This is a genomic window from Stenotrophomonas nitritireducens, assembly GCF_001431425.1.
Lineage (GTDB): Bacteria > Pseudomonadota > Gammaproteobacteria > Xanthomonadales > Xanthomonadaceae > Stenotrophomonas > Stenotrophomonas nitritireducens.
Genome location: NZ_LDJG01000049.1, coordinates 1 through 12,552 on the forward strand (window position 1 = coordinate 1; position 12,552 = coordinate 12,552).

At 64.6% G+C, this 12,552-nt stretch carries 12 protein-coding genes; all 12 read left to right on the forward strand.

Annotated elements, in window-relative coordinates:
• Positions 1–431 (forward strand): hypothetical protein (locus ABB22_RS17290; RefSeq protein ID WP_425477823.1); only part of this gene is annotated, 431 nt, incomplete at its 5' end.
• A gap of 34 nt (positions 432–465) precedes the next feature.
• Positions 466–1,227, forward strand: coding sequence for a phage tail tube protein (locus ABB22_RS17295; protein WP_057505436.1), 762 nt, complete (start codon positions 466–468; stop codon positions 1,225–1,227).
• Positions 1,228–1,259: 32 nt separating this feature from the next.
• A complete protein-coding gene (locus ABB22_RS17300; protein ID WP_057505437.1) occupies positions 1,260–1,688 on the forward strand; it encodes a hypothetical protein in 429 nt (142 codons plus the stop codon).
• Positions 1,689–1,868: 180 nt separating this feature from the next.
• Positions 1,869–4,841, forward strand: coding sequence for a phage tail length tape measure family protein (locus tag ABB22_RS17305; RefSeq protein WP_057505438.1), 2,973 nt, complete (start codon positions 1,869–1,871; stop codon positions 4,839–4,841).
• Positions 4,838–5,194 (forward strand): hypothetical protein, encoded by a 357-nt coding sequence (locus ABB22_RS17310; protein WP_057505439.1) that lies wholly within the window; start codon positions 4,838–4,840, stop codon positions 5,192–5,194. Before ABB22_RS17305 ends, ABB22_RS17310 begins: the two co-directional genes overlap by 4 nt.
• Positions 5,191–5,652 carry a DUF1833 family protein gene (locus ABB22_RS17315; protein ID WP_057505440.1) on the forward strand — a complete coding sequence of 154 codons (462 nt, stop codon included), beginning with the start codon at positions 5,191–5,193 and terminating at the stop codon, positions 5,650–5,652. Before ABB22_RS17310 ends, ABB22_RS17315 begins: the two co-directional genes overlap by 4 nt.
• Positions 5,652–6,044: a hypothetical protein gene (locus ABB22_RS17320; protein WP_057505441.1), complete on the forward strand. Its 393-nt coding sequence runs from the start codon at positions 5,652–5,654 to the stop codon at positions 6,042–6,044. Before ABB22_RS17315 ends, ABB22_RS17320 begins: the two co-directional genes overlap by 1 nt.
• Entirely contained in the window at positions 6,035–9,430 is a 3,396-nt protein-coding gene (locus ABB22_RS17325) for a host specificity factor TipJ family phage tail protein (RefSeq protein WP_152984251.1), read from the forward strand. Before ABB22_RS17320 ends, ABB22_RS17325 begins: the two co-directional genes overlap by 10 nt.
• Before the next feature lie 9 nt (positions 9,431–9,439).
• On the forward strand, positions 9,440–9,886 hold the full coding sequence (locus ABB22_RS17330) for a phage tail fiber protein (protein WP_057505443.1): 447 nt from the start codon (positions 9,440–9,442) through the stop codon (positions 9,884–9,886).
• A 4-nt stretch (positions 9,887–9,890) separates the two neighbouring features.
• Entirely contained in the window at positions 9,891–10,424 is a 534-nt protein-coding gene (locus tag ABB22_RS17335) for a hypothetical protein (RefSeq protein ID WP_057505444.1), read from the forward strand.
• A 432-nt stretch (positions 10,425–10,856) separates the two neighbouring features.
• Positions 10,857–11,186 carry a hypothetical protein gene (locus ABB22_RS17340; protein WP_057505445.1) on the forward strand — a complete coding sequence of 110 codons (330 nt, stop codon included), beginning with the start codon at positions 10,857–10,859 and terminating at the stop codon, positions 11,184–11,186.
• On the forward strand, positions 11,183–12,552 hold a 1,370-nt coding region (locus ABB22_RS17345), incomplete at its 3' end, for a hypothetical protein (protein WP_152984252.1). The genes ABB22_RS17340 and ABB22_RS17345, both read left to right, overlap by 4 nt.

The following is a 12,552-nucleotide window of genomic DNA, read 5'->3' on the forward strand; positions in this document are numbered from 1 at the left end:
GCCCACGCATGCGCCTGCTGGATGCCATGGCCAAGTGCCTGGCCGCCATCACCGTTGAAAACGGGTTCCGTACCGATGCAGGTCTGTCCTGGACCCTGGAGCCCGCCCCCGCAGATGGCACGGCCGATGCCGTGCTGACCGCCGTGATCGACAAGCAGCAGCGGGCGGTAGATCCCGCCCTCAGCAAGACCCATCGCCTGACGACCGTAAGCGTGATGGCCAAGGTTCCCGCGGCGCTGGGCAGCGGCCAGACGCAGCTTGACGCCATGGTCAGCGACATCGAAGAGGCAATGGCCAACAAGCAGCACCAATACCCGCGCGGCATCACTTTCCCGATCTACGTGTCCATGGAGCCGCTGATGCCTGAATCGGCCGGTGCCGGATGGGTCGGGGTAGCGGTCACGTACCAATCCAACACCCCCAACAAATAACCCGCCGCAGCGCGGCAACCACTGGAGATACGACATGCAGGGTCAGATGCAGGACCAGAGCTACCTGGGCAGCGGCAAGCTGCTCATCCGCGAATTCGGCGCCCGTGCCCCCTTCGAGGAGGTGGGCAACTGCTCGGCGGTGACGCTGAGCCCCCAGACCAACACCATCGCACTGGCGGATGGCACCGCCCCGGGTGGTGGCGAGCGCAACCGCGTCGACCGCCTGACCGGCGTGGAGTTCGCGTACACCTTCCACGACTTCGCCCCCGAGAACTTCGCCCGTGCATTGCGTGGCACGTCCTCGAAGGTTGCCGCCGGCAAGGCGGTGGACGAGCCGATCACCGCCTACAAGGGCGGCTTCACGCCGCTCGGGAAGATCGCAACCGCGGTCACTGCCGTGAAGCCGGATACCGGGTCCGCCGTTCTGGAAGCGGGCAAGGACTACATCTTCCAGGATGGCGGGCTGTACATCCCGGAGGACAGCACCATTCCGACCTCCACCGATGGCAAGCCGAACATCAAGGTCAGCTATGACTACGGTGCGCAGACCACCGTGCAGGCACTGGTCAATCCCGCCAAGCAGTACGAGATGCTCTTCCTCGGTCTCAATGAGGCCCAGAGTGGCAAGGCCGTGCGCATCCGCGTCCACAAGGTCAGCGGTGGCGTGATGGCTCAGCTGGGTCTGATCGGCGACCAGCATGGCCAGGGCGAAGTGACTGGCGCACTGCTGCCGGACACCAGCAAGGGCGCGCAGCTGTCCAAGTACTTCGTGGTGGATCAGGAGGTGGTCGGGTGAGCTGGGTAACGCCGGCCACTGGTGCTGACGATATGGAGGTGCTGGCTCCGGCCAGCATCTCCGTGGCGTACAAGGGCCAAAGTCTGGTCATCCACCCCCTGTCGATTGGGGTCATCCCGGCTGTTGTCCGCGAGTTGCGGCCAGTGATTGCCTCTCTCCGGGAGAAGGCGGCCACCACCGATGGGGCGTTCGATGTGGAAGTCACCCCCGAGCTGATCATGGACCTGGTGGTGGACTACTCCGAGCCGCTGTTCATCGCGACCGCACTGTGCAGTGGTCAGCCGGTGGATCTGATCCGGTCGGGCGACCCTGCCGAGTTCATTGAATTGGCCATGGCCGTCGGGCGGGTGAACTCGGATTTTTTTTTGCGGCGAATCGTGCCGCTCCTGGGCGACCTCAAGGGGGAGTTCAGCAAGGCAGCGCGGCCGCCTGGGGATGGGCAGACACCCTCCAGCTTCTGATCCAGAACGGCCATTCGTTCGAGCAGATCAAGAGCTACACCTTGGCGCAGGTCAGAGCTTTCACTGAGGCAGCCGCCGGTGCCTACCGGCGCCGCCTGGCTGCCGAGGCCCTCAACTTGCGTGCGGCGCAGTACGACGAAGCCGGCTTCGCGTCCTACCTAAAAAGGATTACTGACTGACATGAGTAACGCTCAGCAGCCGAATCTGCGCGTCAGGTTCTCGGCAGACCTCAATGACATCAAACAGGGCTTTGCTGCCCTGCGCTCGGACGTCGCTGCGTTGCGGCGTGAGGCGTCCAAGTCGGTGGACCTGAAAGGGATCACCGATGGCATCGCGCAGTTCCGAAACGTGATTGGTGGGCTGTTCGCTGGCGTCACGGTCGGTAGCCTGTTCCGCAGCATCATCACGGAAACCCGTGATGCCTCCGGCGAGGTGGCCCAGCTTCAGGCCGTGCTGAAATCGACCGGGCAGCAGGCCGGCTACACCCAGCAGCAGCTGCTGGATATGTCCAGCAGCATGTCGGAGGCGACAACCCATTCCGCCGGCGAGATCGTGCGCGCCCAGACGCGGCTGTTGTCGTACACCGGCATCGTCGGCAAGCAGTTCCCGCAGGCACTGCAGATGGCCATTGACCAGTCCGCACGCCTCGGCGAAAGCATCGAGCAATCGGCCGAGACCATCGGCAAGGCGCTCGATAAGCCATCCCAGGGCGTTGCCGCCCTGACCAAGCAGGGGTTCAAGTTCACCGAGCAGCAGAAGCTGCAGATGAAGATCATGGAGGCCACCGGCCGGACTGCTGAGGCCCAGCAGATCGTGCTGGACGCCATGGCGGAGAGCTATGCAGGCGCCGGGGCAGCAGCCCGCAACACCTTCGGTGGCGCCCTGGCCGGTGTGGGGAACGCACTTCGGGACCTGGTAGACGGGTCGGGGAGCGGCAGCCTCAGCAGCGTCATCTCGGCGATCAACGGCGTGGCCGCAGCGCTCGCCTCCCCCGAGATGAAAGCCGCCGCCGCTGGGTTGACGGACGCGGTGTTGCAGCTGGTCGGCGGCTTTGCGCGGTTCGTTGCACAGGATGGCGCCAGGTACTTGCGTCTGCTCGGCGAGGCGGCGGCGCTAACCATTAAGCACATAGACCTGCTGGCGGTGGCGGTTGGGGCGTACCTCGCCGCTCGTGGTATCGCAGCCGCAATCATCGGTGTTCAGGCCCTGATCAAGTGGCTGGCAGCCATGCGCGCTGCGTTGGCGGTGTCGGCGATCGCAGCCAACGGACTGAAAGCGACCTTGGCGACGATGGGTGGGCCGATCACACTCGCGTTGGTGGCATTGACCACGGTGCTCTACGAGCTCTACCAGCGAACCGAGCAGGCAAAGCAGGCGCAGGACGAGCATAAGCGCGCCCTGAAGGAAGTCGGCGACATGTCAAAGTATGCGCGCGACCAAGCCTTTGAGGTGGCGAAGGCCAAGCGCGAGGAAGCGCTGACCACGATGATGGCTGCCAAGGCGCAATTGCAGGCTGCCAAGATCAACGCGCGCGAGAATGTCGACGCCGGCCGTGGAGGCGGCAATTTGCTGGGGCTTCAGTCTAGCAGTCGGGCTTCCATGAACCCCGCGCTGGTTCAGGCCGAGGCGGACGCAGCCCGGGCGCAGAAGATGCTGGACGAGTGGGACGATAAGATTTTCGAGATCCTCACCAGCGGCATCGATAACATTCTCAAGCCTGTGGATGCAGCTGTCGCGGAGACGGGTAAGTCCATCGCAAAATCCAATGCACTCATGATTGATGCCATCCGACGAACGATGGCTGAGTTGGACGCACTCTACGGGCGCGGTGGTATCTCCATCGCGGAGTACTTCAGCAAGCGGACAGCACTCCAGCAGAAGTCCATCGACCTGGAGATCGAGCAGGCCCGTTCGGAGCTAGCCATCACAACGGAGGCGGCCGGCCGGCGGCGTATCGAAGAGCAGATCGTCAAGCTGCAGCGTGACCGTGCCGAGGTGGCCACCACTGCGGCAACGGAACAGAAGAAGGCTGAGGAGGGGCTCGCTCAGTCGTTGGCTGAGGTGAAGAACCGGCTTCTGGAGCTTGATGGCAAGGCCGGGGAAGCCCAGCGCGCCCAACTCGAGAACCAGTACAAGGCCCTGATGCAGCGCCTGCGTGCCGAGGGTGACGCCACGGGGCAAGCGCTGGTGAGCAGCCTCATCGACCGATTGGTGGCAAAGGCCAAGTCCGACGAACTGCGCGACGCGCTGGGCAAGATCACCTCCCAGCTCCAAGGCAAGGAGACGGCCATTGGCGCCCAGGTGGGCGCCGGAATGCTCGGCTACGGAGAGGGTGAAGCACAGTTGAAGATCGCCCGGTCCCAGGCGTTGGAGCAGCTGCGTGCGCTGCGGGTTGCCGCGGTCGACTCCATGCAGGGCCTTGCCAAGGGATCACCCGAGCAGGCGGCGGCTATCGCGGGCCTCCAGGAGATCGATGTCCAGATTGCGCAGGTGGTTCAGGCGCAGCGGGTCTGGCAGCAGAAATTCCAGGACATGGGCGCTGCCTCGCTTGGCGACTTCTTTGCTGACATGGCAACCAGGGCGAAGGGCTTCAAGGACAGCTTTGACGATATGGTCAAGGGCTTTGTTGCTGGTGTTGCCCGCATGGTTGCTCAGGAGGCCGCCATGCGGGCCCTGCGGAGTATGTTCAACTTCGGCGGCTCCGGCGGCGGTGCAGCGGGCGGCGTCATGGGCTGGGTATCATCGTTGTTCCAGGCGCGCAAGCACCATCAAGGCGGCCTTGTCGGCACGGGTGGTACCGGAGTGCGCATTGCCATCTCGCCGGAGATGCTGGGAAGCGCGCCTCGCTTCCATGACGGCGGTGGTTTCGGCCTGAAAGCCGACGAGCGCGTGGCTGTTCTCCAGACCGGCGAGCGCGTCCTCAGTAGGCGGCAGACGGCGGCCTATGACTCAGCCGGGAGCGCCGGCAGCATGAAGGTCGAGATCCACAACAATGGTGCTCCGGCGCGCGTGGAAAGTGCGCAGATTTGGCGCGGTGCCGATGGCGAGCAACTGCTGAAGTTGTTCCTGGCCGCAGCGGCAGACGACGTGGCCAGCGGCGGGCAAATCGGGCGTGCGGGGGTCGCCCGCTATGGCTGGAGTGAGCGCCTGTGATCACTCTTCCAGCAACCACCACCGTGATGATGGACGGCATCTCCGAGTCGTTCGACCCAGGCGTGGAGCGCACCGAGATGGAGCGTGGGGTTCCAAAGCAGCGCATCGTCAATACGCGCGTCATGGCCAAGATCAAGGCCAGCTTTTACTTCGAGACCGTCGCGGCCGCTGACGAGTTCGAGGACTGGTACTTCGATACGCTCAAGCGGATTGGTTGGTTCAAGTTCCGGAACCCCCGGAACGGTAGAGAGCTGATGGTCCGCTTCGAAGGCGGCTCGATCGGTGAGCTGACCCTGATCGATGACGCGGCCTTCGATAGCAAGCGAACAGTGGTTATGGAGTACCTGCGATGACCGCCTTCCTCGAACGCCGGCAGCGCGTCACCGACACAGCCGGGACGCTGCTGTTCCTGGAGGTATCTGCGCCATCGTTCGCCGAGACGCTGCGCATCGTCAACGATACGCAGAACTGGGTGAGCAACGGCGTCGAGTACCTCGCGTGCCCGTTCGGTTTCAAGCTGCCCGATGACATGTCCGGCCAGACGCCGCGTGCGGTACTGACGCTTGACAACGTGGGCCGCGGTATTGCGGAAGACCTGGAGCGGTTGCTACCGGGCGACGTGGTGATGGCGAAGCTGATGCTCAGCGACCGGGCCGACCCCAATGTCATCGAACGCACCTACCTGCTGCCGCTGACGCAGGTGTCGGTCAACGCCAGGACGGCGACGGCGCAGTGCGGCTATGACGCGATCATGCGCCAGCAGGCTGTGCGGCTGCGCTACAACCCGTTCACCGCACCGGGGGCGTTCTGATGCGCCTGGCCGACGTGGAGCGCTTCGTCGCCATCCCGTACGACGAACGGGAGTTCGACTGCGCCGATCTGGTGGTGCTGGTCCAACGGGCGTTGTTCGGCCGCACCGTCCAGCTTCCCGGCCGGCGACCGCGGGGCGTGGAAGGGCAGGCGGCCCTTGGGGAGTTGTCGCGCCCCTATGGACGACGAACGGACACGCCACAGGACGGGGATCTCGTCCTGATGGTCGAACACGGACAGAAGCGCCCCGGCCATGCCGGGGTTTTCTTTTTCCTGGCCTACGAGGGCTGGGTACTCCACACGAACGAGCGCAACGGCTGCAGCGTGCTGCACCGCGTGCGTGAGCTGCCCGACTTCGGGCTCAGGATCGAGGGCTACTACGCATGGGTGTGATGCAACAACCGCCGCTGGGGCCGGGCCAGCTGATCGTGACCCCGCATCCGCTGATGCTGGACGGCCAGCGGAACGTTGTGTGGGAGGCGCGCGCGGGCGAGAGCCTGTACGCCATCCTGCAGCGCAACGTGCCGGAGCTGGACGGGCAGCGGTGGGAGGTGTGCATCGGTGGCCGTGCCGTCGAGCGGCACCTGTGGCACCACGTCTACCCGAAGCAGGGGCAGGTGATCGAGGTCCGCGGCGGCGTGGGCAAGTCGGCGCTGGCCGTGGTTGCGCTGATCGCGCTGACCTACTTCACCTTCGGTGCCGGTGGTATGGCCGGTGGCGCGTTCCTGGGCCTGACGGGTGTTGCTGGCTACGCAGCAGCGACGGCCGCCTACATGGCCGGCGCCATGCTGGTCAATAAGGTGCTGGCGCCCAAGCCGCCGCGGACGGACAACCGGCAGCAAGACCCCGTGTACTCGATCAGCGGCGCGCGCAACCAGCTGCGCCCATACGACCCGATTCCGCTCCTGTTCGGCCGTGTGCGCATCACCCCGGACCTGCTGAGCAAGCCGTACACCTGGTACGAGGGCAACGATCAGTTCCTCGGCCTGCTGCTGTCGGCCGGCATCAACGTGGGCCGCATCGAGGCCCTGTACAACGGCGATACGCCGCTGTCGAACTACGAGGGCGTGCAGGTCTACCACGCTGGCTACAGCCAGATGCCGGAGCAGACCATCCCGCTGTACAGCAACGCCGACACCATCGACGGCGCGGAGCTGACAAAGGACAAGGCGTGGGTGGAGCGCGCCACCAGCGCCGACACGGTGCGCATCCATATCAACCTTGAGTACGTCCTGGGCGGCACCGGCACCAGCGGCAAGAGCTACTACGTCTCGGAGACGGTGGAGGCGCAGTATCGCCCGGCAGGCAGCGCGACGTGGCAGCCGCTGGCATCGCAGACCTTCCGCTCTGACCGGTTCGACGTGCGCCGGGCAACGCTGGCCCGGGATGTCGCGCGCGGGCAGTACGACGTGCGGGTGCGCATGCTGGGGCAGGGCAACTATGAGGGCAAGAACACCCAGAAGAACGACTTCCAGTGGACCCAGCTCACGTCGGTCCAGGCGGATGATGCGGACTACACCGGTATCGCGCGCAGCGGCGTGCGGATCAAGGCCACCGGCCAGCTCAATGGCACGCCGGACGAGCTGCGGGGCGTCGCCTTCGCGGCGCCGATTCCGGAGTGGACCGGCACGGCGTGGGTGACGAAGGAGAGCAGCAACCCCGGCGCGCAGGGCCCTGCGTACGCGCGCGGCATCTGGGCCGGCTCGCGCCTGCTGGCGGGCATGGCCCTGGCGGACGCGCAGATCGACATCGAGTCGTGGAAGGCGTTCACCCTGCACTGCGCCGCCAATGGCTACACGTACGATTTCTGCGTGAAGGAGGCGCGCAGCCACACCGACGTGCTGGCCGCCATCGCGCGCGCGGGCTTCGGCGAGATCACCTGGGCCGGTGGGCGGCTGGGCGTGGTCTGGGCAGCGCAGGAACAGCCGCTGTCCGGCGTCGTCGCCATGCCGACGATCAAGAAGGGCGCTTTCCAGGTGGACTACACCCTGGCAAACGCCGCGGATGGCATCGAGTACACGTACATCGACTCGACCGACTGGCAGGCCAAGACCCTGCGGGTGCCGGCACCGGGCGTGGACATCATGCTCAACCCGGCCCAGGTATCGGGTGAGGGCGTGAGCACCGAGGAGCACGCGGCCAGGCTGGCGCGCTGGCATCTGGCGCAGTCGCTGTACCAGTACAAGGACATCGGCTACAGCACAGACATTGAGCACCTGAGCTACCAGCGACTGTCGCTGCTGGCCCTGCAGCACGACCTCACGCAGTGGGGCTACGGTGGGCGCGTGCAGGGTGCCAGCGGCACGGGCGGTGCGATGACGCTGCTGCTGGATGAGCCCGTGCCGGCGCCGGCGGCCGGGAACGCCTACATCGGGCTGCGCATCCCCGGCGAGCGGGTGTACCGGGTGCTGCGCGTGCAGCCGTTCAGCGGGACGAGCAACACCATCACGCTGGCCGATCCGTGGCCGGCAGACGCCGCGATCCCGGGCGCCAATCCGGACAACCCGGCCCACGACACCATCTGGGTCTACGACTTCCGGCAGACGCCCGGCTACCGGGTACGCGTGACCAGCATCGAGCCGGAGCCGGACTTGAAGGGGGCCGCGGTGAGGGTCGTGCCGGAGGGGCCGGAGTTCTGGGACTACGTGCTCACCGGGCACTACATCCCGGCGCCGAACCAGTCGCTGCTGCAGACCCGGCCGGTGGCCAGTAACCTGCGGATCAGCGAAGCGCAGATCGTCCAGGGCAACACTACCTTCACCGAACTGACGGCCACGTTCGACGTGACCGGGCCGGTGGGGACAACGGTTGTCCGGGCGGCAGGTGCCGGCGGCGAGCTGCAGGACGTGGCCCAGACGGTGACGCGGACCGCGACGTGGCGCATCAACGAGCCGGGCACGTACACCATCGTCGTGCGGCCGTTCTCGCCGGATGGGGAGGCCGGCGTGGCCGTGCAGGCAACGTACACGACGGGCGGCGCCGGGCTGCCGCCGGTGCTGGTGGACCTGTTCGACGTGACCGAACGTAGCGGCGGCGTCCGCGTCTACAGCTGGGGATGGCTTGCGGACACGATGCGCTCGCCGGATTTTGCTGGCGTTGAGATCCGCTATGTGGCCGGCGCCGTGGCTACGCCGGACTGGGACGCCATGACGCCGCTCGGCGAATCGGGCTACTACACCGCACCGTTCGAGAGCGTGCTACCGGCGGCGGGCGAGTGGACCATCGCGTGTCGATCGCGCAACACCGCCGGGCAGCTGTCCGGCGGCATGCGCACGGTGACAAAGACGTTCGGCCCCAACCTTGGCGAAATCATCGCGGGGCTTGACCCGGAGGACGTCACCGAGCAGCTGATCGATCTGCAGTTGCAGCTCGAGCAGGAGCGCGTTGATCGATTCAAGAGCGATGCCGCCGCCGCGCAGGCATTGGCCGATGCCCAGCAGTCGAATGCCCAGCAGCTGGCGGCCGAAGCCAGCCAGCGCGCTGCCGACATGCAGGCCGAGCGGATCGCACGCGAGGCAGCGGTGGCATCGGCGCAGACGCGCATCAACGAAATCCTTTCCGATGGGGTCATCACCCCGGACGAAAAACCGGCGCTCAAGCAAGCCCTGCAGGTGCTGCTCGCCGAGCTTCCAGGCATTCGCGTCGAGGCACTGGCGTCGGAAGTAACGGCCGAACTTACAGCCTACGAAGCAGCGCTCAACGCGCTGGTGGCCTACCTCAACACCCTGACCACCCCGACCCGCTGGGACGACCCGAGCGGCAATACGATCATTAACTGAGGAAACAACATGGCGAACAACGCATCTACGGCACTCAAGAACGGCCTTGCCGCACTGATCTTCAACAACGCGGCATTGACGGGCATCGGCGATTCGGGTGGCCTGCTGCCGTCTGCTGCTGCTGGGGTGCTCTATGTCAGCGCGCACACGGCCGACCCTGGCGTCGGCGGCACGCAGAGCACCAGCGAAGCGAACTACACCGGCTATGCGCGCGTTGCGGTTGCGCGGACCAGTGCCGGTTGGACCGTTGCCGGCGCGAACGCAAAGAACGCTGCGGATGTTCTGTTGCCGGAGGCAACCGGCGGCAGCAGCAACGTGACTTACTTCGGTATCGGCACCGCTGCATCGGGAGCGGGCAAGCTGCTGTTCAAGATTCCGGCAACGCAGACGTATGCAGTCACGACGGGCGTGGCGCTCAAGATCGCGGCGGGCGTGATCGACATCACCGTGGAGTAAGCCCATGGCTGACGAATACACCGCGACCGACTTCAACGGGCTGCCGCCTGCCGCGACACTGGAGGGGACCGATGTCGTCCCGCTCCAGCGCGGCACAGGAGCGGACTCCACGAAGCGCACAACCGTGTCCGGCATCGCCGCAAAGACCCTGGCCGGCATCCTGACCTCCAGTGGCGTGCGCGCGACCATCAATGGCGATCAGGTGACCATCGAGGGGGTTGGCGCCGCCATCGTTGAGATCACAGGCTCCGCGTATACGCTTGGTCTGCAGAACATGAATCGCTTCAACCCGTGCAATAACGCAACGGCGCAGACGATCACGATTCCCCCGCAGTCCTCTGTTGCGTGGCCGAACGACATCCAGCTGGAGGGGGCGCAGACGGGCGCGGGTGCGGTGACATTCGTCGCCGGCCCTGGCGTCACGCTGCGCAAGAGTTCCGACATCACTGCGACGACCAAGAATCAGTATTCACCGTGGGGCTTGAAGCGCATCGGTCTCAACGAGTGGCTGCTGTTCGGAAAGATGGGGGGCGCGTGATGTTTAATGTAGGTGTTATTGATAGCCGGGTAGCTTCGTCGATAGGGCAGGAGCTTGTAACTAATGGGTCATTTAGCGCAGACACGTCCTGGAGTTATGACGCCCCCCCTTTCTCCATCTCTGGGGGAAGGTTGGTATATAACAGTGATACCGGAGACATTTCCCGGGCATCTCAGTACATAACTTATGGCCTGCAGCCTGCCGGAATATACCGTGTTGAATTTACAGTGGTTAACGCACTGCTAAATGGAAGGGTTTACGTTTCGCTGGGTTTTGCCGCGGGTATTGCACGGAATAGCGCAGGCACTTACGCGCAAGATATAGTCCAAAGCTCATCATTTGATCTCATTGCAGTTAACTGCTATGGGGGTGATGCAGGATTTGTAAGTATTGATAACTTAAGTGTAAAGAAAATCAACTAAAAGGAAGCAAATGGCCGTCATTCTTAGCGAAACTCAAAATATTGAAGAGCGTATCGAGTTGTATGCCCCCGACATCCGCATCCAGGGAAACCCTGTGGACAAGCCGGCTGGCTCGATCCAGCTTGAGCTACACAAGCTGGAATACCGCAACGGCGAGTTTGTGCGCATGGACCCGCTCGGCATCGTCGGCGAGACCGTGGGCGAGTTCGCCGCGCGCGAGTTCGAGGTCAACGGCAAGACGATTACCGGGCTGGATGTCGTGACCGTCGTAGAGGCGTACACCGCGATGATGTACCAGGAGCGCATCGCCGGCGCCGTAGAGGAGAGTGATCCGGCATGACCAAGTATCTCGTTACCGGCGACGGCCGCCGGCTGTTGGCCGGTAGCGGGATTCCGCTGACAGCAGACGCGCCGGGTGATGCGTACCAGCGTGTTGAGCTTGAGACGGCCACGCTTGCAGTAACTGCGGCACCGATTGCCGCCGCAACTGCGGTATCGGTTGCGCTGGCCGCCGCGACGCTCGGCTTTGCTGCGGCGCCAGTGCAAGCTGAAACCCTTGATGACGGCAGCCGAGTGCGGCTGGAGCTGGTTACGCTGTCGTTCGACGCTGCGCCCGTGGCCGCATCGTTGTCTGTTCCGGTTTGGCTTGATGCAGCCACCCTTGCGTTCGACGCGACCCGCGTCGCATGCGGTGCAATCGTTGCCGTCGGCGCCGATCCTGCTACGTTGTCGTTCGATGCCACTCCGGTCGCTGCAATCGTCGCCCGCATCACATCCGTTGCACTTGCGCCGGCATCGCTGCAGTGGCAGTGCGCTCCTGTCACGGCTGTTCGCGTCGCGGGTGTATCGCTGCAGCCGGCATATCTTGCATTTGATGCCCCGGCCGTTACCGCCCAGCGGCTGGTTCGTCTGCCGGTAGCGCTGCAGCCAGCAACGCTTGGATTCATCGCGCAGAGCATTACGGCCACGCAGTCGGCGGCGGCGAAGTTTCGCGGCTACTGGTTGTCCGCATACGGCACCCGGCAGGCCGTGCTTAATGCCATCGACGCCAACAACCGGTTTCTGGCGAAGCAGGCGGGCGACAAGGCGCAGGCCACCGCCGATGCCCTTGTCATCACCGACACCAGTGTGCGGCAGCTGGGCGACACCGTTGCAGCCCAGGGAACGCGCATCGAGCAGGTTTCCGCATCGATCCCCGGCAGCGGCGGCAACCTGCTGCGCAAGTCCGACTTTTCCGACATGTCAGCGGGGGGCTGGTACAACGCGCAGGTCGGTGTCGCCCCGTCGTCAGGGTTCGGATCGCAGCCGGCGACGACGTACCAGGGGCCATTCATCGTTCCGTATGACGGCGGCACGTTCGAAGATGCGTGGTTCCCGGTAACGCCTGGCGAAGTTTTTGATATATCTGCAAATGCATTCAACACTACAAATGCGAGCGGCCAATTTGGCGTGCATTTCGTAGATAGGAATGGGGTCGGTACTGGCTGGCTTGCACCGGCAACTCCCGCAGCCGGATTGTGGGGGAAGATATCGGGGCAGGTGACCGCCCCTCCCGGGAGTGTCAGGGGGCGCGGCTGGATAAACCCGGGCAGCGCCGGTAACAACATATGGATATCGCTGCCGGATGTTCGCAGGCAAGGGGAAACAGCAGGAGCCAACTCGAAAGCACTTAGCCAGATTGAGGCGACCGTCACCCAGCAGGGCGA